This is a genomic window from Shewanella sp. SW32, from assembly GCF_025653365.1.
Taxonomy (GTDB): domain Bacteria; phylum Pseudomonadota; class Gammaproteobacteria; order Enterobacterales; family Shewanellaceae; genus Shewanella; species Shewanella oncorhynchi.
Genome location: NZ_JAKKSJ010000006.1, coordinates 25,204 through 49,760 on the forward strand (window position 1 = coordinate 25,204; position 24,557 = coordinate 49,760).

Sequence of the window (24,557 nt, forward strand, 5' to 3'; positions counted from 1 at the left end):
TGTTATTCCTGTTTGGGTGGTTCGAACAGGGTTTCGCTCATATCGCCATGTAAAACCGCAATTTTTGTTGGTGCACCATCATCTGCTAATTCCAACATACCTATTCCGCTTTTATTCACTAGACGTTTACTTGGCTCACCATTTGGTCGCCTGCCACGCAGCAACATACGTTTACGTTTTGTCAGCAAGTTAAGTGGTGAAAAGTGGCCATAAAACCAGCCATTGAGTTTATCGAAAATCGGTAACAGCTTCTCAGGGAAGTGATTTTTAATACCGCTGCAGGTGATTTGGTAGATGTTAGGGCTACTGCGTCTAAAACGAATACTGATGTCGTAACTAAAGGAGTAATGCACATCGCCGGAGAGGATCACAAACTCCTCTGGGGTTTTACGGTGCATAAAAATACTCAGCAGTGCATTGGCGGCGCCCGGGTGGGCCATCCAGTTTTCGGCGTCTACTAACAGGGAACCGCCGATCAGAGTGGCTGTACGCTGCACAGCTTCAATCAACTTGACCCCAAACATGGGCGCAGGTGAGACGATAATGACCTTCGACTGGCCGAGTAACTCTTGCTGCAAATCCATTAACGCCTCCCAATCCATCAAGCCGGAAGGTTTTGCGAGATTAGATTCACTGCGCCAGCGGCGGGTACGCGTGTCGAGCACGACCAGTTTGGGCGAGGACTCTAAGGTGTAATGCCACTGCTCAAATTTAAGTAATTCATCGATGAGCAGATCCTGACTTTCGCTTTCTTGTCGCGTAAAAAACGCATCGAGCAGCGGGCGGATATCGGCGGCAAATTTATCAGGCGCGTTGCCAAGTCCTTGGAATAAGGTGTAGCCGATTAATGCATTACCAATAATGCGTTTCGAAAATGCGTGTTCGTAGGCCGCTTGTTCCCATTTAGCCGTCAGGTTCCAATCATCGGTGACGTCGTGGTCATCAAACATCATATAAACGGGAATGTGCGCCATAAAGCGCCTGACTTGCCCTAGCCCAGCTTTAAAGCCAAGCAAGTGTTGCCACTCATTTTGCCAGCGGGCGGTATTGGCGGGTGATAAGCCGTCGACATCCTTCGAGATATTCACTAATTCCCACAGCTCAGGTGACCAAGTGAGTAAATACAGGGCGATGATTTCATTTAGGCTGACCAAATGATTTACGGCGATGGAGGAGGTAAAAATGGGGTGATTGCGATACCAACGCCAAAGCGCGGTTTTGGCCGGATATTGGGTATGAGGCAACAGGTTTTTATGCCGTTGATACAAATATGCGGGTTGATAATGAATGTCTTCACTAGTGGTGATGCTCGCGCCTTCAAATTGCTCATGTTTAAGACCAAGCAAATCGATGACTTGCCCTATGGCGCTTAACATAGGTCCTGCAACATCATCAATATAGACCTGATCACCACTCATTATGATAAGTGCAGGGCGATCATCCTCCGCATCCCTGTTGATTATCTTGGCTAAATGGGTATCGGCGGCGACCAGTGCATCGTCACTGTGGTGATGCGGATTGCGGCAGGAACCGTGGAATACTTGGGTTAATTCAGGGGTAAAACGTACACTTGGCGTCGACGCATCGCCGTAGTTTAGCTGGCTTATCGTGGCAAAAATATCACCATGTTGAGCGGTAGACACTTGGTAAGGTGTGACGATATTGGGCGCGAGCAACTCTGGGCGCGACAGTATTATTAGATATTGATGGGCATGTTGCCCGAGTGGCACATAGTGTAAATCGGCATCCTGCAACAGGTACTCTTGCTCACCAAGACGCAGCTTAAGTTCAGTTAATGGCTCACGACTTACAAACCACAGGGTAAAGTGTGAGGCATCGCAGTGGCGCAGCATGGGGCCAGCTAATATCAGAGGAAGTGTCGTACTCAAATTCTGCCTATGGGTATTTGGGTTAATCTTGCATGAGTTAACCCTAAGTAAGTTTGGTTTAGAAGAGTAAACAAGTGCGTTGAATATGAAAAGCTTTTAGAATTGTTAGCCATAAATATGCGTTGAAACTGAATGGGGCGATATGGCTAAGATTATGGTCACGGGGGCAACAGGGCTACTCGGCAGAGCTGTCGTAAAACAGCTTGAATTAACAGGACATGAGATCATCGCCACGGGTTTTAGCCGCGCAAGTGAACGAGTGCATAAACTCGATCTTACCGCCCCTTTGGATGTCGAGGCATTTATCGCCCGCGAGCAACCGCAAGTGATAGTGCACTGCGCCGCCGAGCGTCGCCCCGATGTTTCCGAGCAAAATCCGCAGGCGGCATTGGCGCTTAACTTAACCGCGAGCCAAGCCTTAGCTATGGCAGCTAAGGCCAATAACGCTTGGCTTATCTATATTTCCACTGACTATGTGTTCGATGGCACTCAACCTAAGTACGCTGAAGATGCAGTCACTCATCCGGTTAATTTTTATGGTGAATCTAAGCTAAAGGGCGAAGAGATAGTGCTAGACACTAGCGCTGATTTTGCCGTGCTACGCTTGCCAATCCTTTACGGTCAAGTAGAAAAACTGAGTGAATCTGCTGTGCTAGTGCTGGTTAACCAATTGATTGAGCGTCACGCTCAGGGTGTTGATCATTGGGCGATACGCAGTCCAACCTCGACCGCCGATATTGCCCAAGCCATAGACAAGATGATTGCACAGCATATTGAACATTCTACCGTGCAGGGGATTTATCATTTTAGCGCCGCAGAGACTATGACTAAGTATCAGATGTTGTTGACCTTAGGAGAGATTTTACAACTCAGTACAGCGCACTTAACGCCTGAGTCTACGCCGACAGATAACACCAAGCGGCCAAGGGATTGCACCTTAAGTTGTGCGCGTTTAGCTGCGCTGGGGATTTGTTCTGAAATTAATTTTGCCACTGGCGTGCGCCAAGCATTAACACAATCGAGTGGTGCACTTGCCACGCTCAGACTCACTCTGTAGGAATCGCCATGGCTAAGATCTTAGGGACCAGTCTACAGGCTGCCGACCAAGTCGCATTACTGCGAACCTTAGGTTTGCTGCTGCAAATAGGCTTAACCACGTTTGCCGCCGATACTTTTGGCCTTAGCCTGCAAATGGAGCCGTTAGTGCATGTGTTAGTGCTGGAGGTGTTATACCTTTCGCTCACATTGGCGCTACGTAAACCCTTATTTGCTAAGGAGCGCGGCCTCTTTATTGCGCTCAGCTTAGACACGCTATTTTGGATATCTTGGTTGCACTTTTCCGGCGGCGCGACCAATGCGTTTATCTCGTTATTACTGTTGCCGATTGCACTTGCTGCTGTGACTTTGCCGATCTGGGCGCCTTGGGCACTGACGGCTATTTCAACCTTTGCCTACAGCCTGATGATCTTTACTGTGCCCGAATCCCCCATGCAGCACCACGGTATGGACATGAGTTCCCACTATTTAGGCATGTGGTTCAACTTTGTGATTTCAGCTTTGGTGATGACAACCAGCGTAGCGTTAATCACTAAGCGTATGCGCCGCCAAGATGCGCAGTTAGCTTATATGCGCGAAGGGCAATTGCGTCAGGAGCAACTCTTAGCCCTAGGTACAGTATCGGCGCAGATGGCGCATCAATTGGCCACGCCGCTCTCGAGTCTGAGGTTATTACTCGATGAAGTAAAAGAAGACATGAGCGATACCTCGATAACGATTGTCGAGATGGAAACTGCGTTAGGTCGCTGTGAACATACGCTTGCCGAGCTGAGATTAGCGACGGAGTCGATCCGCGATCGCCGCCAGCGCCCACTAAAGATCATTGAGCTGGTGGACAGTTTAAAGCAAAAAACCTTGTTGTTAATGCCGCAAACTGAACTGAATTGGTTGATCACTTGTATGCCTGAACAACTGGCAGAGCAAAGTATTCTGACTGATATGAGTTTAACGCCAGCCATCATGGCCTTGATTGAAAATGCTGCCCGCGCTAGCGCCGAAACCATAGGTGCGCCGCAGGTGGATATCAGTTTAGATATAGCGCCAAACGAAGAGCAGATCTACTTGCAGATCCGCGATTATGGCACTGGTATCGCGCCCGATTTATTGCCACAGTTGGGCACCTTACTCATAGAAAGTCCCAAGGGTTTAGGTGTCGCTTTGCTACTCAGTCATGCCAGTTTAGAGCGTTTGGGTGCAGAGTTGATTTTGGCTAATCATCCCCAAGGTGGCACTGTGGCACAAATTCGTTTCACTATATTAAGGGAGCTGGCGTCGTCTGTATCGCACAAGACTAAGGTTAGTGACGAGGTAAGTTCATGAAACGTTTGTTGATTGTTGAGGATGACCTTTCCCTTGCGAGTATTTTAGGCCGCCGATTAACACGCCATGGCTTTGAATGCCGATTAACACATGATGCCAGTGATGCTCTGCTGGTGGCGCGGGAATTTCGTCCTAGCCATATTCTTTTAGATATGAAGCTTGCCGAAGCCAATGGCCTAGGATTAATTGTGCCGCTGCGTCATCTGCTGCCCAAGGTGACTATGGTGTTACTCACCGGCTACGCCAGTATCGCCACTGCGGTGGAAGCGATTCGTCTCGGCGCCGATAATTATTTAGCTAAACCTGTGGATACCCAAACCTTGCTCGCCGCACTGGAAATGGATGGGCATTCCCATACTCTTCAAGAAGATGAAGTCGACGATTCGCCACTTAATCCTAAGCGTTTGGAGTGGGAGCATATTCAGCAAGTGCTCAATGCTAACCAAGGCAATGTGTCCGCCACGGCTCGCCAATTGGGAATGCATCGTCGGACGTTACAACGTAAATTGCTGAAGAAACCAGTGGGTGAAAGTGGACATTTGAAGTAACGATTCATCCACGTGTGGGCAAGGGGCAAGGGGCAAGGAGCAACAGGCAACAGCTTAAGGCAAACCTTATGAGGTACTGAGGCTGAGCCGTTTGACCATAAAAAATGCCACTCAAAAGGGCTGAGTGGCATTAACAAGAAAACGAGAAGTGAATCGATGAATTAGCGCTAGGATTTTACGCTAGCGCCACTGCACGATTAGGTTATGCGATTAAAAATTAACGGTTTCTTCGTTTGAGCAAGGGCCGTTAGTTTCACACACTTTATAGGTGAAGCTTGCGCCAGCTAGGTCAGTGAAGCGGTCAATAAACGATGAACTGCTTGAAGTACCCACCGCAACACCGTTACGGAAGATAGTATATTCATCAGCGTTGTGACCTTCCCATTCGAGTGCAACACGAATGCTGCCGCGACGAGATTTGTTCGCATTTTTTACTGCCATTTCTAATGCGACTTCAGGGACTTCAACCGCAAATTCTGCCGAAGTGCTTGCTGTTGCGCCATCGTTGTCAGTTACAGTCAGTGTCACTGTGTAGCTGCCTGACTGGGCATACTGATGATTGACACTCGCACCTGCGGCATTTGTACCATCACCAAAATCCCAGTTCCATGACGTCAGGTCGCCATCGCTGTCAGTACTGGTGCTTGTGAAGCTACCGTTACCGTTAGCAAAGCTTGCAGTAAAGCCTGCGGTTGGAGCTTGGTTTGGTGTGTCATCGCCGTCATAAGCACCCACTAGGCTCACACCTGTGTAGCTGCTATAGCCGCTGACCATCACCCAATAAGTTCCCGTTTGAGCAGGATCAATAGCACAGCTTTCGGCATTACCTGACTTGTATGGACGGCAATCATAGCTGCTAGACGTCGGCGCTTGACCAAATTTAACATACATGTCCGCATCACCTGTGCCGCCTGACATATTGAAGCTCAGGTTAGTTGCACCGCTAGCGACGTCTAGTTTGTAGTATTTTTTGCTACCTGACGCACCCGCCAAACCTGTCACAGCAACACCGTTGGCGAGCTCAGTGGCTTCTGGTGGTGGCGGTGGTGGTGGGGTTTCGCAAGGGGTGATACCCACAGCGGCAAACGCAGTGACCACATCGCTAGCATTTAAGCCTAAGTCAGTTGCGGCCGATTTAACACCACAGGCGCCTTGCCAGAATAAGCTGTCCGCCGTCCAATATAATTGGTTAGCGACTACAAATGTTTGGAATGCTTTGCGTGTATCCCAACCCGGTAAGTTAGCTAAAGTGTAGAAAGCTTTATTGAATACACCTGAACTGTGGTGCACATCGATGCCATCATAGTAATCGTCGATATGACCGATTGAGATACCGTCTAAGGTTGGATCTGCCATGTAGCGCAGTGCACCGCTGCCTTTAAAGATATCGGCGCCGACTAACCAGTCGTTTGTGCCGTGCATGTAAAATTCAGCAGCTTCACCCGCCATATCTGAGAAGGCTTCGTTCATGCCGCCAGATTGATCTGCGTAAACCAGCCCTGAGTTTTGTTCAGTGAACCCGTGGCTCACTTCGTGTGCCGAGACATCTAAGCTCACTAATGGGTGGAAGGTTGTTGCGCCATCACCGAAGGTCATAGCGCTGCCGTCCCAGAAAGCGTTTTCGTAGTTGTTGCTGTAGTGAACTCGCATCGTTAACTGAAAGGTTAACGGTGCAGTGTTGTACCACTCGCTATACATGTTGTAGATCACGTTGCCGAAGTAGTGCGCATCGTTTAATGGCGAGTAAGCACCGTTGATCTCTTTGACTGTGTTTCGCGGACAAGTATAAGAGAAGGCTGTTGCGCCTGATGTGGCACCGTTTAGGTTAACGGTTTTCACGTTAGGTGAGTTCATGGTGCAAGTGTCACCGCTCACTTCAACGTCTAAGCTAGAAAAATCAGTACCGTATTCGTATTGGCCAGTCTTAATGTTACCGCCTGGACCTGTGCCGGTTGCAGCATGGTTAATCCCTTCCCAACGCTTGAGCACTTCACCTGAGTGCGCGTCAACCATAGTGAATGGGCGGCTTGGTTCATCGCCATATACTACAAATGAAGTCACATAAACGAGGCGAGTTTTAGCGGCATCATCGAGGTAAAGCCATAATTTTGCTTGTTTGTTTTCAGCTTTTTGGCCTGCAACGGCTTTGTCAGACTTGCCACGGATCGCAATATCTAACGCTTTGTTAGCCGTTAAAGTGGGTTTGACAAAATCAGCCGACTTTTCAATATTTTTTAATACGCGGCCAGACATGTCGCTGTAAAAGCCTATGCTCGATTGTGACGTCGCAACAGAGAAACCATAAACAGGTACGCCATGGAAATATTGTTGTAAACGTTGTTTTTGCTTGCCTTGACCTAGGTTGAGTTTTTTCTCCACTTTGAGTTGGCTACCTGCGTCTAAGCTGAACTGAGACACTAAGTTATTGCTTGAAGACGCGCTTCTAAGAGTACCGACATCGACAACATCGGCAGCAAATGCGGATGTGCCTAAAGTGGCCGACACAGCAATGAAGAGTAGCGACAGTTTTTTGTTTAGCATCATGCTTGAAATCCTTTTTCCGTTTTGTAAATAACGTTGGAATGCCATACAGCTTAACTGGCTCGGGCGAGCGTTTTTTATTGTGATTTCTACAGGGTCGTCGGCATCCCTCTGCCATGGCCGCATAGAATGAGCTGTTGCTCAGGCGGAAATTCTCAGGTTTTTATTCTGTGCAAAGCGTGAATAACCGCATGACTCTAGATGTTATTTAAATGTAAAAGTGTTAACAATCGTACAAAGGAACTATCTTCAACGTTCATTTAGACGCTTTTAAATCTGAATTAGGACTTTTGGGTAATAGCGATTTTGCCAAGCGGAAGGGTGATGCACTTGAGTGTTTTAAAATAATTTAATGATTTATTTCAATTGTTTATTTTTCAGTGTTCTTGAAAAGGCTTGATTAAGGATGGGGTGTGCGTTGGGGGCATCATCCTATCAAGGGGTTAAAACCCTCGGCTTTGATTTATTAATTTAGAAAGACTCCATCGGAGTTGCCGCTGCTTGACTTGCTCTTCAGTTTATTTCACCAAGGTAACTCTGTGCCATCGTAGGCAAAAAAACGCCCTGTTTGTGCGGGTGTAGCATTGGCAATGATGGGCAGTAAGCAGTTGGCGACATACTCAGGTGTAAACAGTTTGCCTTTGGGGACACTCTGTTGAAATGGCTGAGATAATGGCGTGTCTGTCGTGCCCGGATGCAGAGACAACACCACGCCGTGTTTCATGGTGCGTAGCCATTCAATCGACAGTGTTTTGAGAAACATATTCAGCGCGGCTTTTGAGGCGCGATAGCTGTACCAGCCCCCTAATTTATTATCGGTAATACTGCCGACTCTCGCCGATATCACCGCAAACCTTGCCGAGTGGCTTTGTGTTAATGCCTTAGCAAAGTGCTTCGCCAACATGATGCTGGGCAGGGTATTGAGCGTTAAATTGTGCTGGAAAAAGTCGATATCAAGTGACTGTAGGCTTTTTTCTGGCCCTTTATCTTGGGTGTGTAAAATTCCAACACAGTTAATAATCCAGTCTAATTCAGTGAGTTGTTCGCTTAGCTGTTTAATCTCAGCTTCATTGGTCACATCTAATGCATGCCATTGGATTTTATCCTGCCTGTCTTGGGGAAGATGATGCAAGTAGGTGGCGTGCACAGTGGCGTTGGGATAGCTTTCTTGAATTTGCTTAACCATGGCTCTGCCAATACCCCCACTCCCGCCGACGATAAGTACTTTCATCACAAACTCTCCCTATCCAAATATCTATATCAAATTCTTTATATCAAACTCTTTATATCAATGAGTCACGCTTAACATTACTCAGCTACAAACGGTTTAGGTGAACGAGGTTGTGTTCCGCTGTGGCTAATATGGCGCTTCTTACGGACTCGTCCATTTTGTCCCAAGTTTGGTATAGCATGCCGATCCTAGGATTTTGCGATAATCGCACGCGGTGTTTGTCCATAAAGCGCCAATAAAAGCTATTGAACGGGCAGGCGAGTGTGCCGCTGCGCTCTTTTATCTTGTAATGACAGCCGCTGCAGTAATCACTCATTTTATTAATGTAAGAGCCGCTGGCGGCGTAGGGTTTAGTACCGACAATGCCGCCGTCGGCAAACAATGCCATGCCGCGGGTGTTGGGCATTTCAACCCATTCGATGGCGTCAACATACACGCCTAAATACCACTCATCGACTTGATTTGGCTCGATTTCGGTTAATAAGCAGAAATTGCCGATCACCATTAAGCGCTGAATATGATGGGCGTAGGCAAAATCTAATGATTGGGATAAGGCTTGTCGCATGCAGTTCATTTTAGTGTCGCCATGCCAAAAATAATCGGGCAGCGTCCCATGGACATCGAGCGCATTAGTGCTGGCGTAATGCGGCATATTCGCCCAGTAAATGCCGCGAACGTATTCTCGCCAACCTAATATCTGCCGCACAAATCCTTCGACTTGAGCGATATCAATCTCAGCATTAGTTTGATAACTTTCGATGGCCGTATTGATGACTTCTAACGGGCTGATTAATTTACTGTTAAGGCTGAATGATAGTCGACTATGGTACAAGCTCCACTTGGCAGGATGTTGCGCTGTCATGGCATCTTGAAAACGGCCAAAGGAAGGCAAGCAAACCTGACAAAAATACGTTAATAATTCGAGGCTTTGCGCACGGTTTATCGGCCACAGCAATGGCGCATCAATACGACCCATGGTCGGAATTTGATGACGTTCAAGACGTGCGAGAATTTCCGTCACATCGAAGCTAAACATTAATGGCTCAGGCAAGACTTTTATATCTTGAGTTTTAAGTTTCTGACGGTTGCTGACATCAAAGTTCCATTGCCCGCCGAGTGGTTTTGCGTCATGCATCAAGATGTTGTAACGCTTACGCATGCGGCGATAAAAGTGCTCCATCATAATGTGTTTGCCGACGGGGAACTGCGCATCGATTTCGTCAAAGGGCAAGATAAAGTGCTCAGTATCGACACAGTTCACCACGGCTGTGTTGAGTTTAAGCTGACTTAATTGCTCAAGTAAGCGGTATTCATCAGGCCTTTGGTATTCAAACTTGATCGCGCCAACCTGTGTCACTTGATGTTGAATTAGAGTCAGTAGATCGCTATAGCCTTGGGTGCCATCATGAGTGTCATCTAGATTCAAATAAAGCACTTGATGCCCTTGCGCACGCAGCTCTTTGGCAAATTGCGCCATTGCCGCAAAGAAGGCACATATCTTTTGCACATGATGGGTCACATAAGTGTTTTCTTGGTGCAGTTCTGCAATCACATACAGCACTTGATCATCAACGCGGTTAAACCAAGAATGCTGGGCATTGAGTTGATCGCCTAAAATTAACCTGACGGTATGAAATTGCTGTAATTGCATTAAGTGGACTCGTTGAATGACTTTCGCGGTTAAGCATTTCGCGATGGGATATTGCCTGACATTACGAATTGGGTTGCAGTGAGGATCACAAAGCAGGGTATTTGTCGTGATTTCGACAAGGAGGTTTATCTGTAAACTTCGTTTAATTGCGTTTAAAAGGCTTTTAAAAGCTAAATCAAAGTCGTGGGGCTTCACCCCACACCCGACCAAAAGGGGAAAAGCGCCTGTTCCCCTTTTGGAAATCCCCCGGCGTCCCTAGCGAAGTTACATGCATTAGTTACTGGTCTCATACTCCAATAAAAATTGCCTAACGGCTCAGATGGGACATCCCTGTCCCCCCGAGCCTGCGCCATCATCCATGATGCCGCCACGGCATTTTTATCTGCGTATTTCGATAACTTCGCAGGGGAAGGTGAACTCCTAAAGTTTCGGTGTTAGCTTCTAATCTCAAAAAAATTTTGCCTGTCCTATCTTTTTCATTATTTTATAGTATGTTACTCAATTTTAATGCGTCACTTAACGCAGCAGGAGCTTAGTTCGTATGCGGGAATATGATGGGATTGAAAAGCGTTACCAAAGGCCAGATGCCGATTTAGCTAAAAGTTTGATGATTATCGAAAATTTATTGGGTTTTATGCCGCTAGAGGATAGGTTGGAATTTGATTTGTCTTTTTGGGCTGGCGGTTCAGGTGTATTTGATAAGTTGGCGGTTTCATGTTCTGTGACTCCCGAGCAAATGAAACTCGCTCAAGATAAGTTGAGACTCTATTCCCCAGAGGCGGCGATAGCATTGGATGAATGGCGTGATGATTTTATTTGGTTAGTGGAAGATGAAGACGTTTGTACCGATGTGCTGGTTAGGTCGGCGCATTTTATTAATGAGAATAAAGCGCCATTTCAAGATGTTTGTCTTAAAACGCAGTCTATTTATTTCGCTTACATGAGTGATGTGAATGGCTGGACTGCGGTATGGGGTCAGCAAGATAGGCTCAATTATGCTTATTTCTGCCAAGGATAGCCTTTATCTTTAAGTGATTACCGACAATTGCCAGTTAAGTCTTATTTACCAGTCCGTAATCAAGGGCGTAGCTTTCAAGCTTGGCATCGAGATCATCTAAATCTTTATAAAACTCGTCATCGAGCTTATCGAGTACGCTGTACAGGTCTTGGTTATCGGTTGCGGCTAAACGACGATCTCTGTCGATTGGTACTGGCTTTTCGCCAAACACGGCCTGTTTTGCTTGGTGCAGTAAGTTTAACGAGTGGCTTGCTCCCATTTGGATAAGTCCACGTTCAGCAAAGGCGTAATGCTCACCTGAAGAGTTGTCGAAATACTGAATAAATCCACCATTATAGACTTCGCCAGATAAGCAGTTCACCGCATAGTAGTTTTGTTTCTCTGGTCTAAGCGTATAAAAACCTTGATCTTTGTTATGTACCCTTACAACAAGATCTCGCCAAAAGGCTCGAAAGGGACAGGTTTTATCGAGTTCACGCTCTTGTTGGTAGTATTCCTTCGCACGCTCGAGATTTGCACGTATGCCATTTTTGCAGGGCATGCATAAACCCTCATTTTTCTCGGCGGTACTCGGAAGGATTAAGGTTTTACATTCTTGGCAGGGGATTTTTTCCGACATGGTCTTTCCTTTGATACTCAAGTCAGTAAGAGAAGTCACAGCTTCACAAGCTACCCATTGTTAAATTCTCTGTTTCTAGAGTTTACATCCCACAATTAAGTGTCCATTTACCTAACGTACTAGTTGTACTTTATGTTCATGGCGATCAGCGGTTCGCGTGAGGCTTTTTCGGCGCGTAGGCGGGCGAGGTATTTTTCCCATAGATCCACTTGGTGGGTGGCGAGATCGTAGAGTACTTTCCACGAGAATAGGCCGGTATCGTGGCCGTCATCGAAGACGATTTTTACTGCGTAGTTACCGACGGGTTCTATGGCGCTGATGTTGACGTTTTTCTTGTGGGTGACCAGCTTTGGATTACCGTGACCATGCACTTCGGCCGAGGGCGAGTAGACTCTGAGCATCTCGCAGCTGAGCTGATATTGCTCACCATTGTCGAAACTGATTTCTAGAATGCGTGATTTACGTTTCAGTTTAAGATCGGTGACATTGGGCGTTGCTGTGGTCATAGGTTGGCTACCAAGAAAATGCTAAGGATAGGATAACGACTCATTAAAATAACACCTGACTAATGTAACCACTCGCGGCCAAGGATACAAAGGGTAAGCGAGAGCCTTGGTCAGGCTTTTTCGTTTAAGTCACACTTTTGCATTTGAGTCGTTCACCGCCAAGTCGTTTGGGCTTTGGCGGTGAGCGGGTTTTGCACTAGAGGATAAAGCGGCTGAGATCTTCGTCTTGGACTAAGTTGTCTAAGTGGGCACTGACATAGTCGGCGTCGATAACAAAGGCGGAGCCCGATTTTTCCGATGCCTCGTAGGAGATATCTTCCATCAGCCTTTCCATCACAGTGTGTAAACGACGGGCGCCGATGTTTTCGGTGCGCTCGTTCACTTGCCATGCGGCTTTCGCAATGCTGTCGATACCCGATTCGCTGAATTCAACTTTCACGCCTTCTGTGCCCATCAGCGCGATATATTGCTCGGTGAGCGAGGCGTGTGGCTCGGTTAAAATGCGTTTAAAATCATTGGCTGATAATGCATCTAACTCGACACGGATCGGTAAACGACCTTGTAATTCAGGAATTAAATCCGACGGTTTAGACATCTGGAATGCACCAGAGGCGATAAACAGTATGTGGTCGGTTTTTACCATGCCGTGTTTTGTGGTGACTGTGCAGCCTTCGATCAGCGGCAGTAAGTCACGTTGCACGCCTTCACGGGAAACGTCTGGGCCTGAGGTTTCGCCGCGCTTACAGATTTTGTCGATTTCGTCGAGGAACACTATGCCGTGTTGCTCAACCATTTCAATGGCTTGTTCTTTTAAATCTTCTTGATTGACCAGTTTGGCGGCTTCTTCTTCGATCAATAGCTTAAAGGCTTCTTTGATCTTCATCTTGCGACGTTTTGCTGGTGCTTGGCCCATGTTTTTAAACAGACTTTGCAGCTGGTTGGTCATTTCTTCCATGCCTGGAGGCGACATGATTTCAACACCAATTTGCGGTTGGGCCACATCGATATCGATTTCTTTATCGTCTAATTGGCCTTCGCGCAGCTTCTTGCGGAACACTTGGCGGGTGTTTGAGCTGGAATCGGTTTCTGTGCTTTCCCAGTCGTTTTTCGGCTTAGGCAACAGGGCATCGAGAATGCGCTCTTCGGCATTTTCTTCGGCGCGTTGGCGGCACTTACCCATTTGCTGTTCACGGGTCAGCTTGATGGCGATATCGGTCAAGTCGCGGATGATTTGCTCGACTTCTTTACCGACATAACCCACTTCTGTGTATTTAGTCGCTTCGACCTTGATAAAAGGCGCGTTGGCAAGCTTGGCTAAACGGCGGGCAATTTCAGTTTTACCTACGCCAGTTGGGCCAATCATCAGGATGTTTTTTGGGGTGACTTCTTGACGGAAATCCACATCCAGTTGCATCCGGCGCCAGCGGTTACGCAGGGCAACAGCAACAGAACGTTTGGCCTTTTGTTGGCCAATAATGTGTGCATCCAGCTCGTGGACAATCTCACGGGGGGTCATTTCAGACATAATATTCCTCACGGGCTGTTTAGTAATTGAGTTCTTCAATCGTCTTGAATTGATTGGTGAATACGCAGATATCCGCAGCAATGGTCAGGGATTTTTCAGCGATTTCTAAGGCCGATAGCTCGGTATTTTGCAATAACGCAAGGGCCGCCGCTTGGGCATAGTTGCCGCCTGAACCAATAGCGACTAAGTCGTGTTCTGGCTGAACGACATCACCGTTACCTGTGATGATAAGCGAGGTTTCGGCATCGGCCACGACGAGTAGGGCTTCGAGTTTGCGCAGCATACGGTCGGTACGCCAATCTTTGGCGAGCTCAACGGCCGAGCGCAATAAATGGCCTTGGTGCATTTCGAGTTTGGCCTCAAAACGCTCGAATAGGGTGAAAGCATCGGCGGTGCCGCCTGCAAAACCTGCCAGTACCTTGTTGTGATATAAGCGACGCACTTTTTTGGCGTTACCTTTCATTACGGTATTGCCTAGGGAGACTTGGCCATCGCCGGCGATGACAACTTGATTATTACGGCGTACTGATACGATAGTGGTCACAATGAATCCTCTTCTCTGGCCCGCAATGACAAATCATGCGGTGGATGATGGAGTAGATATGGGGATAGATGACAATAATTCAAGTTATAGCGAGAAAAGCCAAAGGAGTTTGCGATCTTTCGCGCACCTTTGGCTGCAAAAATAAGCGCTTACTGGGGAAGGGTTGAGCGACCGACTTCAGTCTTTCCACTATAGGGATAGTATTTAAAATCCCAGTTTTCACTGCCGAAGCTGCGATCGTCCGAGACATAGTTGAAAATACAGTAAGCATTGGGATCGGTAATGTCGACGGCACCATACCAGTAAACAATGTCGACATTGGGAACTGTGCGCCAAGTATATTGAGTAGCAATGATAAATTCATTATTAGCCAAAAGACCTTGCCATAACTGACCGCAATAATCGCCCTGCAATTTAACACCGGCATCAGCGGTTGCAGTCTCTGTTCCCAGTGGAAATCCTGTCGTGCTCGAGTCGAGTTTACCATCGCCATAGCAGGCGAGATCTTGGGTATAACCTGAGTGACCGCCTGCAAGCCAGCAGCTGTGGTAAAGCTTAACGCCAGAGGTAAAGGCCGCAAATGCGGTTTTGGCTCTAGCATCGTGGGCATCTTGGCCTAGGTTTAAAAACTTAGGTGCCGCAACGACGGCCAAGATCCCAAGGATGATAATGACCACAACCAGTTCTATTAATGTAAAACCCTTCGATGACTGCAAACGACTCATATTGCTCACCTATCTGTTAGAGGGGGATATTCTAACGGAACTTCGATTCGCAATCAGTAAGTCATTGATAGTATTTATTTGTTTAACATTCTGTTTAACGTTTTGGTTACATGAACTCAAATAGAAGAGGGCAAGCCGCAAAATGGCAGGGGTTACCTTCGTCATTAATGTCATCGCCCGCAGGTAAACGACTTATAAAGTGGTGTCGTCTATCACTTGGTAGCGGGTTTGTACGTAGCCATTGTCATATTGCTGCGTGTGGATTGGCATTAATTGAAGCGCTTGAGCTAAGTCGCCAAAGAGCGGAATACCTTTACCCAGTAAAGTGGGGATACGAGTGAGCGTGAGTTCTTGAATTAGCCCCGCCGCTAAAAAGCCTTGGATCGTTTGGCCACCATCGATATAGAGATGCTTAAAGCCACGGGTTTTAAGTTGTTCGCTAATGCTTGCTGTATCGCCATTGAGTACTTGTAAGTGCTCACTTAACGCCGACGGCACTGTTATACCTCTGCGGCTTAATACAAATACTGGGATATTTACATAGGGCCAATCACAATCGAAGGAGAGGACTTTCTCAAAGCTTTTACGTCCCATCACTATCGCATCGACAGTGTCGATAAAGGCATGATAACCAAAGTCTTCATCGGGATTTGTACTGGGATGCTGGTTTAAAAAGTCGATATCCCCATCGGGAGTGGCGATATAGCCGTCGAGGGTCGCGGCAATAAAAACGGAGGCTTTCATTTATCTTCCTTAATGCTATTTTCGAGCGTGTTTCTCTAGTGATTCTTTTAGTGCCTGTTGCTGAGCGAGGCAGTCTTGTTTTGCTTTGCCCGACATATCGTTACACGTTTGACCTTTATCTGGGCCTTCTAATATGGCGGCTGCAACATAAACAGCGGCATCGGCTGCATTGCATTCTTGTTTGCTGTAGGGGGAATTTGTATCACATTTTGAATTAAGCGGCCCAACGCAGCCACTCATACAGGTCAAGGCTAAGGCGCTAAAACTGAGTAATATTAAAGGCTTGAACATTCGCTCTTCCATGATTCTTATTATTTGAGACGGTTGGAAAGTATATAACTGCTTTACAGACGGAGCTAGAACTGGATCGTTTCATTTCCACTTTGGTTGTTATCTCAGAGTAAGGCATTCGCGGGTGGGAGAAAAAATCCCCGAGGGCATAGTTACCCTCGGGTGGAGGTTCAAAAAGCAGTGGATTTCTTGAGCGCCTGCGGGGCACAAAGGAAGGAACCTATGGCGTGATTGTGCGGGCTGATACGACATTTCACAAAGCCAAATGCGCAACCTGCGACAGCTTGTCGCAGGTTGGATGAAAACTGTGTAGTTACGGTATCTTGAATGGTCGGGGTAAAAAGGGTTTAACGGTTAAATCCTTATGCGTGGCGAGAAGGCTTAACGATTGTTTAGTGACCACGGGTGATTGACTTATAAGACAGAATTCAGATTGCCTAAGTGTTGCACTAGCTCCGCCATATTGTTCACTTCGAGTTTTTTCATGATTTTTGCGCGGTGTACTTCAATCGTACGCAGAGATAAAAACATCGCCTCCGATATTTGCTTATTGGTCATGCCTTGGATCACATGGGCTAACACTTGCTGTTCGCGCTCGGTCAGTTGGTCAAACTTATGTTGCAGACTTTGCTGCTCGAAGGCCGCCTGGCTTTCACGCTGTGCTTTTTCTATCGCTTGCACTAATGCCTTGCCGGACACAGGTTTTTGAAAAAAGTCGCAGGCTCCCTTACGAAAGGCGCTCAGCGCCATAGGTAAGTCGCCGTGGCCAGTGAGAAAGATGACGCCAAGCGGACTGTGGGTTTCGAGCAGTTTTTGCTGCACTTCTTGGCCGGTGATCTCCGGCATTCGGCTATCTAAAATCACGCAGCCCGCCTGCGATAATGCACAGTGCGTAAGGAAGTCGCGGCCGCTGTTGAAGGTTTGCACTTGGTAGCCAAATTGTCCGAGCATAAAGCCCAGTGAATCCAGAATCGCTTCATCGTCATCGACTAGATAGAGTGGCAATTTTATCGACATGGTGTTCCTTGTAGGTCGGTAAGCATGCTATCAGCTTAAGCTGGGTGCAGAGTGGGCTCAATTTTAAGCCTAGGTCTTGGGAGATACATCACTAAATTAGCCGATTCCCTCTGGGCATAAACCAGAGTTTGGCGGCATTTCACAGCTTGATTTTTAGCTGCGAGCTAAAGTCGTTCCATGACAATGGCATATAAGAGTGGGTAATAGAGGCGATGACGATTGACTCTTGGTGTAAAGCGATATTGATGGGATTCTTGCTGAGTATCATTGGGCTTAATCCGTCCTATGCCAACGAAGCGACAGAAGTGAACCATTTTAGAGTCGGAGTGCTGGCAAACCATGGTGTGTTACAGGCTAAGCAGCGTTGGCAACCTATGATGGATTACCTCAGTGAGCAAGTGCCTAATAGTCATTTTGAAGTCGTGCCAGTGGATTTTAATGGCATGCGTAGTCAGTTACTTGAACATGATTTGCAGTTTATCGTCACTAACCCAGGGCAATATCTGCATTTAAGTAACAACTTCCCGCTGTCTTGGCTTGCGACAATGAAGAGTCGTAAGCATCAAGGCAGTACTTTTACCATAGGTGCGACCATTATTGTCCGCGCCGACAGCCCTATCCGTACCTTGCAGGATTTGCGCGGGCGCAATGTGGTCGCCAGTGATCCGCAGGCTTTGGGGGGGTATCAAGCGGCAATGGGGTTACTGCATAAAATGGGTTTTTTACCCGAACAATTTTTTGGGCAAGTGCGCTTCCTCGGGTTCCCGTTAGAACCGCTTATCTATCAAGTCAGAGATGGCAGTGCCGACGCCGCAATAGCGCCTTTTTGTACCTTAGAGGAAATGATCGCAACGGGTCTTGTTAATCAGGGCGATTATCGGGTTATCCATCCTGCAACGCCTGCAGGATATGATTGCGAGGTGAGCACTCAGTTATACCCAAACTGGTCATTCGCTGCGGCGGATACGGTTTCTCCTAAGCTGACTATGGCGATTACCCGCGCCTTATTCGATTTACCCGCCGATCATATTGCAGCAATTACCGCCGATACTTTGGGCTGGACTGCGCCCGTAAGCCAGTTAAAAGTGATTGAGTTATTTAAAGAATTACAACTACAGGGAGCATCACCACCACTTTATCAAACCGTATACAAATGGATGGCAAAAAATAAAGAATGGGGTGGCGCACTGTTGTTAATTTTCATTATTTCCACCATTTATCACCTGTGGCTTGAATATAAGTTTCGCCAGAAAAGTGAGTTTTTAGTCAGCACTGAGCGCCAATTAAAGGACAAGGCATTGCAGCTTGAGCGGCTGCAAAGTGCGGCAATTCTGGGGGAAATTGGCGCGGGTCTTGCGCACGAACTCAATCAACCCATAGCGGCGATTACCCAATACAGCGAAGGTGCCATGCTGCAATTGGAAAGGCTTGGGCAAGATAATCCGGAACTCTATGATGTACTCGGTAAAATTAATGCGCAGTCGATTCGCGCTGGAGCGGTTGTGCATCGTATTCGCGGTTTACTCAAGCGGCGTCAGGCCAAGGCCGAACCTTTAGATATAGTGCCAGTGGTGAAAGAAGCTTTAGCTCTGTTGCGGCGCGAGCTAGACCGCGCCAATGTGCAAGTGAATGTGCGAGTGCAGGGTGAGCCCTTTGAACTGATGGGCGATAGCGTTGGTTTAAGCCAAATGTGGGTCAATTTAGTAAAAAATAGCTTAGATGCGTTAGAAACCTGCGGCGATAATCGTGTGCGTCAATTATGGATCGATATCTATTATCATCCAAATGAAATCAAAGTGTTAGTTATTGATAATGGCGAAGGGCTACAGGGGCAGGCGAGTGAGTTGATGGCATCTTTTGCCTCAACCAAAGATGCAGGATTAGGGCTTGGCTTAGCCATCTGTAAGGATGTGGTCACCCGCCATCACGGCAGCATTCAAATCGAAAACTGTCAGCAATCCACGCAAGCGTTACTCCCTTGGCAACAGGGCTGTGTGGTGACAGTCGTGCTTCCCAAGGAATAAATTACCATTAGGGCAGTGGATAGTTTTGGGAGAACTGGCTGAGCTTTTCTACTAAAAACTCTATGGTGCGACGGATCTTATGGCTGGGATAATCGGTTTGTAGGTATACCAATTGCAGTGGGATCGGCGGGGCTATTTTATCGGCTAGCACTAAGTGGAGTCTGCCTTCGGTCACATCTTGCGCCACATCGAGCCAACTCTTATAGGCAATCCCACGACCTGAGAGTGCCCAGTCGCGGATCACTGCGCCATCGTTACAGAAACGTTGGCCCCTGACTTCGATTTCAACGGAGGCGCCGTTATGACTTAACTTCCATTTCTGCCACGGCTCACCGCCGCGATTTAAGATCAGTACTGCGTGTTGGCTCAGTTCATTTAGCGTGCTTGGTGTGCCGTGTTGTGCCAGATAAGCGGGTGAGGCGACCAGTACCCTTGGGGTCATGGCGAGCTGACGCCTTTTAAGGTTTGAGTCGTCAAGTTGGCCATAGCGCAAAGCCAAATGGATATTTTGGTCGATTAAGTCTGTCATATGATCGCCAAAATACAGCTGCACTGTCAGTTCTGGGGCGCTGTCCATCAATTCATCGAGCCAAGCACGGATCTGGCTGCGACCAATATCCGAAGGTAACGCGAGGCGTACTTCGCCCTTAAGCTCACCCCTGTGTTCTGCTAAATTGGCGCTGGCAGTTTCGAGAATCGCCAGTGCGGGTTTCGCCGAATCGAGAAAGATCCGCCCTTCTTCTGTGAGCTGTAAGCGCCGCGTCGAGCGAGCAAATAGCTGACATCCTAGCTTTTTCTCTAATCTTTGCAGCGCGGCACTTGCCGCTGCCGGCGTCATGCCTATTTCTTTACTGGCTGCCGAGAGACTCTCTAAGGCTGCGATACGCAGCGCTAATTGCAGATCGTTTAAATGATACATATCAAATTATTTTTGAAAATGATTTTAATAATAGCCTGATTATCAATATAGATTAACTAATGCACAATTGCACCACTGATGTTTCATCTTAATTTCTGGTTCGGAGTGTGTATGAGTCTATTCATGTCTTACAAATTAGCGTCACTGGCATTAAACAATCGCATTGTGATGGCCCCTATGACTCGGGCGCGTACTACGCAGCCAGGCAATATTCCTAATGATCTGATGGCGCAATATTATGCCCAGCGCGCCTCGGCGGGGTTAATCATCACAGAAGCGACACAAATCTCCGATGACAGTCAAGGCTATTCATTTACGCCGGGCGTGTATACCGCTGAGCAAATTGAGGGCTGGAAAAAAGTCACTGCGGCAGTGCATCAGGCGGGTGGTAAAATCTTCAATCAAATTTGGCATGTTGGCCGTGTATCGCACCCGATTTTTCAGCAAGGTAATGCCCCTATTGCGCCATCAGCTATTGCGCCCGTTGGCACTAAAGTATGGATTGTGGATGAAGCGCATCCTGAAGGGCAAATGGTGGATTGCCCAGAACCTAGGGCTATGGTGCAAGCGGATATCGACCGCGTTGTGGCCGATTTTGCACAGGCGGGTGTGAATGCGGTTGCGGCGGGTTTTGATGGCATCGAAATTCACGGCGGCAATGGTTATCTGATTGACCAGTTTTTACGCACCAATTCAAACCACAGAACTGATGCCTACGGCGGTTCTCAGGAAAATCGCATTCGTTTTTTACTCGAAATTGTCCAAGCCGTGAGTGCGAAAATTGGTGCCAATAAAGTTGGGGTTCGCCTCGCCCCTTACGTGACGTTTAAAGATATGGCGTGTCCTGAAATTGTAGACACTATTCTGTTAGCGGCTAAGCATTTATCGGCATTGGGCGTGGCATATTTACATCTTTCTGAGGCGGATTGGGATGATGCACCGCAGGTGCCAGAGTCCTTTAGAGTCGAGCTGCGCAGAGTCTTTAAGGGCAGCATTATTGTTGCGGGTCGCTATGATGTGGCGCGTGCCAATGAAGTGATTGATAACGGTTATGCGGACTTAGTTGCCTTCGGTCGACCTTTTATTGCGAATCCTGATTTGCCTTACCGTTTAATGCATCAATTGCCTTTATCTGCATTCGACAAAGGGCCCTTGTTTGGCGGTAGTGCGGCGGGTTATACCGATTATCCTACACACAACGAAGCATTGAGAGCCGTCATCCGATCCGCTGACGATGAGGTGGCATAATGGATCGGGTTAACACTTTGTATGTTCAACGCTTACCCGCTTGGCTCAGTTTAAGTCTATGGTTTTCAGGCTTTATAGGTATCGCTATTGTGGGTTTTAGCTTAGCAAGTCTGAGCATGGATGCGTTAGCCGCTCAAGGGGCAACAACACAGGATAGTGCTAAAGTGCGAGCGGCGTTAGTGCCAAAAGTGGCGGCAATGGAAACGATTTCTGATGAATCACCGCAGGCACAAGCTATCGCCCGCGCCGCTTTGTTATATGCCAGTTTTTGGCACACGGGCGATGCAAGTTTTGCCCACGGCGCATTGGCGACTGGTTTTATCGACCGTACTCTGCCCGCTGGCCGCGCACAGGGAATCACGGGTCCACTCGAAGCCTCAAAGGCATTTAGGGCAGCGGTCCCCGATCTCTCTGTTTCAGTTGAGCATTTGCTAGTCGTTGGCGATCGTGCAGTGGTACGTCTGCGTTTTAATGGCCGCTTTACTGGTGTCTTTGGTGAGCAAAAAGGCCAAGGGCAGAAAATCGATTTTCGTGCTGTTGACATGTATCGAGTACGGGATGGTTTCATCACAGATAACTGGCACCTCGAAGATTATCAAACGCTATTTTCTCAATTAGCTGCAGGGACTCAATCATGAATCAACGTCGACGATTTTTAATGGCAGGTGGCGCCATCGCTGCTGGGTTCGGCCTAAGCCAAACGGCGCTTGCTATTGGTTTACCATCATTAGATACCTTAGAAAATGACTCCAAAAGTTCAGGTGGCAGTGGGATGAACAAAATATTTTGGCCAAGTGGTGAGCAGTTAGTGATTTCAATCTCAATGCAGTTTGAAGCAGGTGCTCAAGATAAAAATGCCGAAGGGCCGTTTCCGCCGATGGAAAAGGGCTATCCAGATACCATCACCCCGACTTGGTACGATTACGGTATGAACGAAGGCATTCCAAGGCTGCTGCGCTTGTGGCGTAAGCACAATATCAAGGTGACTTCTCACATGGTTGGGCGCGCCGCTGAACTACATCCTCAACTTGCCAAACAAGTTGCAGATGAGGGGCATGAGATTTCGGGCCACGGACAAACGTGGACGCCACAATACAGCATGTCGCCAGCAGAGGAACGCGTCTCCTATGTGGCGGGTATTGAGACGCTGCAAAGGATCACAGGTCAGCGCCCCTTAGGTTTTAATGCCTTTTGGATGCGCCATAGTACTCAAACCCTCAATATTTTGCAGGACTTAGGTTTTATTTATCATATCGATGACCTATCGCGGGACGAGCCTTCAATTATCCCTGTAGGAAATAAGCCCTTTGCGGTTGTGCCTTACACTTTACGGAACAATGATATCGGACGTTTTGGTGGCAACACTGCCATGACGGCCACGGCCTTTTTGCAGGAACTAAAGGATGAGTTCGATATGCTCTATCAAGAAGGTTCGACGCAGCGACGGATGATGTCGATCAGTGTGCACGACCGTATTGGTGGCGCTCCTGGACTTGTGACCGCTTTAGATAAGTTTATTCAGTACGCTAAAGGTCACACTAACGTAGGCTTTATGCGTAAAGATGCCATTGCTAAATGGGCGCTGGCGCAAAAGGACACACCGACCAATCCTGCAAGAACATTTTAGCCTGCTGTAGCTTTGTTAGAAGAGGTTTGAATGGTTAACAAAAAGCGCGTTGTATAACGCGCTTTTTGTTTTTGGGAACCCTTATTACAGCAAGTCGGAAGTGATTAACGCATGGCCAGCATGGCCCAAGTGCGGCGACCTTGCTCCAGAATTATCCCCACGGCAAGTCCCGCAGCGGCGTTGATAGCGAGGCAAGTCACAGCGGTTGATAAAATCACAAAGATACAGAAGGGCTTACCATCGATTAAGCGTTTCGACCATGCTAATTGTAGCCCCGCAGTGGTCAGTAAACTGCCGAGGATTGCCATAGGAATAAGGCTTAATAGCCAAGCGATATGACTACCCCAGCATAGGGCTATCATTAAGCACGTACTGCCAAAAATTAACGGCGCCAGATAAGTGCGGGCGCCAAAATGGTATTGCACCGCGAGTCCGCCCGCACCGTGGCACATGGCCGAGGCACCAAAGGGCGCGAGCAATAAGTTGGCAAGACCAGAGCTAATGGCGAAGTTTTTGGGCGTGAGTTTGGCGGCATCTTCAGGGAATTTCTCCTGTGCCATTACAGACGTGGCAATGACCGCATTGGTTAAGGTTAATGCCAGTTGTGGCAAAACCAACAAAACGGCGGCAGAGGTCCATTCAACTGATGTCGGCCACGCTAATTGAAATGGCGCTGTCATTGCTTGAATATCAAAGTTAGTGGCTAAACTAGTTTGTGTACTTGCTTGCCAAATCATCCCCGCTGCTATGACTAAGGGCATGGCAAGGTAACGCAGCGGCAAAAATTTACTGATAAATAACAGTACAAATGCCCCCACGCCAACCAGCCAAAATTCACTCATCATCTTAGTGCCCATCCACATCAGTTGCAGACCTATGGCGAGTTGAATACCAACACTCACAGCTTGGGATAACTGTTTGGCTAACCAAGTGATGGCGCCGCTAAAGGCGAGAATTAACAGGATAATGCCCATCAACATGGCGCTTGCCTGCAACATGCCTGGGGTTAAGCCCTGAGCGATCACCAGTGCAGCGATGACTTTCATCGGTTGTACCGGAATCGGGCGACGGTAAAACAGCGCGCTGAGAATAGCGAATAGACCAAACCCCAAAAATATCCCTTGGGGCGAAAATTGATTGAGGGCAATTAGCCCTAGTACTAAAGGTAAAAAAGTGCCTAAGTCGGCAAAAGCGCCACTGGTTTCACCGAGTAAACGGTTGAATGAAGGATTGGATACTGTTTGGGAAATTTTGCCCGAGGTCATACTGATTGCCGTAATTGAACACGCTATGACTACGCAAAATAAATGCCATAAAAATCAGATGATTTGGGGGGTAAACAGAGTCAAACTACCGTATTGAGTCACTCAATGAGACAAACTGGGGCAAGGCCGAAGAATGGCTGAGTCTAATTGTCTGTACCTGTGTCTATTGCGGCTGCATTGGGTTAATTGTTAACTCAAGCTCATTTGTGAGTCATGATTCAACCGCAACACTGGCGGTCAGTGCCGTGG

22 protein-coding genes are annotated in these 24,557 nt (G+C 47.7%); 8 read left to right on the plus strand and 14 right to left on the minus strand.

From position 1 onward, the window contains the following. Window positions 1-2: 2 nt before the first annotated feature. Window positions 3-1,853: an alkaline phosphatase D family protein gene (locus tag L5M28_RS04655; protein ID WP_263202683.1), complete on the minus strand. Its 1,851-nt coding sequence runs from the start codon at window positions 1,851-1,853 to the stop codon at window positions 3-5. A gap of 178 nt (window positions 1,854-2,031) precedes the next feature. Here L5M28_RS04655 and L5M28_RS04660 point away from each other — a divergent pair, with 178 nt between their 5' ends. Genes L5M28_RS04660 through L5M28_RS04670 form a run of 3 tightly spaced genes read left to right on the plus strand, consistent with a single transcriptional unit; the run spans window position 2,032 to window position 4,813 of the window. Further along, window positions 2,032-2,946 (plus strand): dTDP-4-dehydrorhamnose reductase family protein, encoded by a 915-nt coding sequence (locus L5M28_RS04660; RefSeq protein ID WP_263202637.1) that lies wholly within the window; start codon window positions 2,032-2,034, stop codon window positions 2,944-2,946. 8 nt (window positions 2,947-2,954) lie between these two features. Then, window positions 2,955-4,265, plus strand: coding sequence for a sensor histidine kinase (locus L5M28_RS04665; protein ID WP_263202639.1), 1,311 nt, complete (start codon window positions 2,955-2,957; stop codon window positions 4,263-4,265). Then, complete coding sequence (locus L5M28_RS04670) at window positions 4,262-4,813, plus strand: response regulator transcription factor (RefSeq protein WP_105251231.1); 552 nt, start codon at window positions 4,262-4,264, stop codon at window positions 4,811-4,813. The genes L5M28_RS04665 and L5M28_RS04670 overlap by 4 nt, the downstream gene beginning before the upstream one ends. Before the next feature lie 210 nt (window positions 4,814-5,023). On the opposite strand, the gene L5M28_RS04675 is transcribed toward L5M28_RS04670, so the two are convergent. The 3 genes from L5M28_RS04675 to L5M28_RS04685 form a co-directional block, all read right to left on the minus strand. Then, window positions 5,024-7,357: a M4 family metallopeptidase gene (locus L5M28_RS04675; protein ID WP_263202641.1), complete on the minus strand. Its 2,334-nt coding sequence runs from the start codon at window positions 7,355-7,357 to the stop codon at window positions 5,024-5,026. A 520-nt stretch (window positions 7,358-7,877) separates the two neighbouring features. After that, complete coding sequence (locus L5M28_RS04680) at window positions 7,878-8,585, minus strand: SDR family oxidoreductase (protein ID WP_263202642.1); 708 nt, start codon at window positions 8,583-8,585, stop codon at window positions 7,878-7,880. 85 nt (window positions 8,586-8,670) lie between these two features. Next, window positions 8,671-10,236 (minus strand): cryptochrome/photolyase family protein, encoded by a 1,566-nt coding sequence (locus L5M28_RS04685; protein WP_263202644.1) that lies wholly within the window; start codon window positions 10,234-10,236, stop codon window positions 8,671-8,673. Window positions 10,237-10,777: 541 nt separating this feature from the next. On the opposite strand from L5M28_RS04685, the gene L5M28_RS04690 reads away from it, so the two are divergent. Then, window positions 10,778-11,254, plus strand: a complete 477-nt coding sequence (locus tag L5M28_RS04690; RefSeq protein ID WP_173496430.1) for a hypothetical protein — start codon at window positions 10,778-10,780, stop codon at window positions 11,252-11,254. 34 nt (window positions 11,255-11,288) lie between these two features. Here L5M28_RS04690 and L5M28_RS04695 read toward each other — a convergent pair whose 3' ends face one another. The 8 genes from L5M28_RS04695 to L5M28_RS04730 form a co-directional block, all read right to left on the minus strand. Further along, entirely contained in the window at window positions 11,289-11,873 is a 585-nt protein-coding gene (locus L5M28_RS04695) for a DMP19 family protein (protein WP_263196595.1), read from the minus strand. A 119-nt stretch (window positions 11,874-11,992) separates the two neighbouring features. Then, entirely contained in the window at window positions 11,993-12,379 is a 387-nt protein-coding gene (locus L5M28_RS04700; RefSeq protein WP_063883307.1) for a gamma-butyrobetaine hydroxylase-like domain-containing protein, read from the minus strand. A 196-nt stretch (window positions 12,380-12,575) separates the two neighbouring features. Further along, window positions 12,576-13,904 carry an HslU--HslV peptidase ATPase subunit gene (gene hslU, locus L5M28_RS04705; RefSeq protein ID WP_263196594.1) on the minus strand — a complete coding sequence of 443 codons (1,329 nt, stop codon included), beginning with the start codon at window positions 13,902-13,904 and terminating at the stop codon, window positions 12,576-12,578. A gap of 19 nt (window positions 13,905-13,923) precedes the next feature. Further along, the gene (gene hslV, locus L5M28_RS04710; RefSeq protein ID WP_006083300.1) at window positions 13,924-14,448 is read right to left on the minus strand and encodes an ATP-dependent protease subunit HslV; all 525 of its coding nucleotides are present in this window, start codon (window positions 14,446-14,448) and stop codon (window positions 13,924-13,926) included. A 149-nt stretch (window positions 14,449-14,597) separates the two neighbouring features. Then, window positions 14,598-15,173, minus strand: coding sequence for a type II secretion system protein (locus L5M28_RS04715; protein WP_006087084.1), 576 nt, complete (start codon window positions 15,171-15,173; stop codon window positions 14,598-14,600). Between the two features lie 192 nt (window positions 15,174-15,365). Continuing rightward, a complete protein-coding gene (locus L5M28_RS04720) occupies window positions 15,366-15,917 on the minus strand; it encodes a dihydrofolate reductase family protein (RefSeq protein WP_263196593.1) in 552 nt (183 codons plus the stop codon). A 15-nt stretch (window positions 15,918-15,932) separates the two neighbouring features. After that, window positions 15,933-16,208, minus strand: coding sequence for a hypothetical protein (locus tag L5M28_RS04725; protein WP_006087082.1), 276 nt, complete (start codon window positions 16,206-16,208; stop codon window positions 15,933-15,935). A gap of 414 nt (window positions 16,209-16,622) precedes the next feature. After that, window positions 16,623-17,225 (minus strand): response regulator transcription factor, encoded by a 603-nt coding sequence (locus L5M28_RS04730; protein ID WP_219250695.1) that lies wholly within the window; start codon window positions 17,223-17,225, stop codon window positions 16,623-16,625. Window positions 17,226-17,437: 212 nt separating this feature from the next. Between L5M28_RS04730 and L5M28_RS04735 the strand changes: the two genes are divergently transcribed. Then, window positions 17,438-19,249 (plus strand): PhnD/SsuA/transferrin family substrate-binding protein, encoded by a 1,812-nt coding sequence (locus L5M28_RS04735; RefSeq protein WP_219250694.1) that lies wholly within the window; start codon window positions 17,438-17,440, stop codon window positions 19,247-19,249. 7 nt (window positions 19,250-19,256) lie between these two features. Here the strand turns inward: L5M28_RS04735 and L5M28_RS04740 are convergent, their stop codons facing one another. Continuing rightward, window positions 19,257-20,168, minus strand: a complete 912-nt coding sequence (locus tag L5M28_RS04740) for a LysR family transcriptional regulator (protein ID WP_263196590.1) — start codon at window positions 20,166-20,168, stop codon at window positions 19,257-19,259. Window positions 20,169-20,279: 111 nt separating this feature from the next. On the opposite strand from L5M28_RS04740, the gene L5M28_RS04745 reads away from it, so the two are divergent. From L5M28_RS04745 to L5M28_RS04755, 3 genes are read left to right on the plus strand one after another with little or no spacing between them, the layout of a single operon-like run. Continuing rightward, window positions 20,280-21,416, plus strand: coding sequence for an alkene reductase (locus tag L5M28_RS04745; protein WP_263196589.1), 1,137 nt, complete (start codon window positions 20,280-20,282; stop codon window positions 21,414-21,416). After that, the gene (locus tag L5M28_RS04750; protein ID WP_219250692.1) at window positions 21,416-22,054 is read left to right on the plus strand and encodes an ester cyclase; all 639 of its coding nucleotides are present in this window, start codon (window positions 21,416-21,418) and stop codon (window positions 22,052-22,054) included. Before L5M28_RS04745 ends, L5M28_RS04750 begins: the two co-directional genes overlap by 1 nt. Beyond that, window positions 22,051-23,043 (plus strand): polysaccharide deacetylase family protein, encoded by a 993-nt coding sequence (locus tag L5M28_RS04755; protein ID WP_219250691.1) that lies wholly within the window; start codon window positions 22,051-22,053, stop codon window positions 23,041-23,043. The genes L5M28_RS04750 and L5M28_RS04755 overlap by 4 nt, the downstream gene beginning before the upstream one ends. Before the next feature lie 104 nt (window positions 23,044-23,147). Here L5M28_RS04755 and L5M28_RS04760 read toward each other — a convergent pair whose 3' ends face one another. Continuing rightward, on the minus strand, window positions 23,148-24,308 hold the full coding sequence (locus tag L5M28_RS04760) for a putative sulfate/molybdate transporter (protein WP_219250690.1): 1,161 nt from the start codon (window positions 24,306-24,308) through the stop codon (window positions 23,148-23,150). Between the last annotated feature and the right edge of the window lie 249 nt (window positions 24,309-24,557).

What these genes read in the sequence shown, in the direction of transcription:
- L5M28_RS04740 (WP_263196590.1), bottom strand. Translation starts at nt 20,168, where the DNA reads ATGTATCATTTAAACGATCTGCAATTAGCGCTGCGTATCGCAGCCTTA.
- L5M28_RS04745 (WP_263196589.1), top strand. Translation starts at nt 20,280, where the DNA reads ATGAGTCTATTCATGTCTTACAAATTAGCGTCACTGGCATTAAACAAT.
- L5M28_RS04715 (WP_006087084.1), bottom strand. Translation starts at nt 15,173, where the DNA reads ATGAGTCGTTTGCAGTCATCGAAGGGTTTTACATTAATAGAACTGGTT.
- L5M28_RS04675 (WP_263202641.1), bottom strand. Translation starts at nt 7,357, where the DNA reads ATGATGCTAAACAAAAAACTGTCGCTACTCTTCATTGCTGTGTCGGCC.
- L5M28_RS04670 (WP_105251231.1), top strand. Translation starts at nt 4,262, where the DNA reads ATGAAACGTTTGTTGATTGTTGAGGATGACCTTTCCCTTGCGAGTATT.
- L5M28_RS04725 (WP_006087082.1), bottom strand. Translation starts at nt 16,208, where the DNA reads ATGTTCAAGCCTTTAATATTACTCAGTTTTAGCGCCTTAGCCTTGACC.
- L5M28_RS04750 (WP_219250692.1), top strand. Translation starts at nt 21,416, where the DNA reads ATGGATCGGGTTAACACTTTGTATGTTCAACGCTTACCCGCTTGGCTC.
- hslU (WP_263196594.1), bottom strand. Translation starts at nt 13,904, where the DNA reads ATGTCTGAAATGACCCCCCGTGAGATTGTCCACGAGCTGGATGCACAC.
- L5M28_RS04690 (WP_173496430.1), top strand. Translation starts at nt 10,778, where the DNA reads ATGCGGGAATATGATGGGATTGAAAAGCGTTACCAAAGGCCAGATGCC.
- L5M28_RS04755 (WP_219250691.1), top strand. Translation starts at nt 22,051, where the DNA reads ATGAATCAACGTCGACGATTTTTAATGGCAGGTGGCGCCATCGCTGCT.
- L5M28_RS04695 (WP_263196595.1), bottom strand. Translation starts at nt 11,873, where the DNA reads ATGTCGGAAAAAATCCCCTGCCAAGAATGTAAAACCTTAATCCTTCCG.
- L5M28_RS04735 (WP_219250694.1), top strand. Translation starts at nt 17,438, where the DNA reads ATGACGATTGACTCTTGGTGTAAAGCGATATTGATGGGATTCTTGCTG.
- L5M28_RS04720 (WP_263196593.1), bottom strand. Translation starts at nt 15,917, where the DNA reads ATGAAAGCCTCCGTTTTTATTGCCGCGACCCTCGACGGCTATATCGCC.
- L5M28_RS04655 (WP_263202683.1), bottom strand. Translation starts at nt 1,853, where the DNA reads ATGCTGCGCCACTGCGATGCCTCACACTTTACCCTGTGGTTTGTAAGT.
- L5M28_RS04660 (WP_263202637.1), top strand. Translation starts at nt 2,032, where the DNA reads ATGGCTAAGATTATGGTCACGGGGGCAACAGGGCTACTCGGCAGAGCT.
- L5M28_RS04760 (WP_219250690.1), bottom strand. Translation starts at nt 24,308, where the DNA reads ATGACCTCGGGCAAAATTTCCCAAACAGTATCCAATCCTTCATTCAAC.
- L5M28_RS04730 (WP_219250695.1), bottom strand. Translation starts at nt 17,225, where the DNA reads ATGTCGATAAAATTGCCACTCTATCTAGTCGATGACGATGAAGCGATT.
- L5M28_RS04685 (WP_263202644.1), bottom strand. Translation starts at nt 10,236, where the DNA reads ATGCAATTACAGCAATTTCATACCGTCAGGTTAATTTTAGGCGATCAA.
- L5M28_RS04665 (WP_263202639.1), top strand. Translation starts at nt 2,955, where the DNA reads ATGGCTAAGATCTTAGGGACCAGTCTACAGGCTGCCGACCAAGTCGCA.
- L5M28_RS04700 (WP_063883307.1), bottom strand. Translation starts at nt 12,379, where the DNA reads ATGACCACAGCAACGCCCAATGTCACCGATCTTAAACTGAAACGTAAA.
- L5M28_RS04680 (WP_263202642.1), bottom strand. Translation starts at nt 8,585, where the DNA reads ATGAAAGTACTTATCGTCGGCGGGAGTGGGGGTATTGGCAGAGCCATG.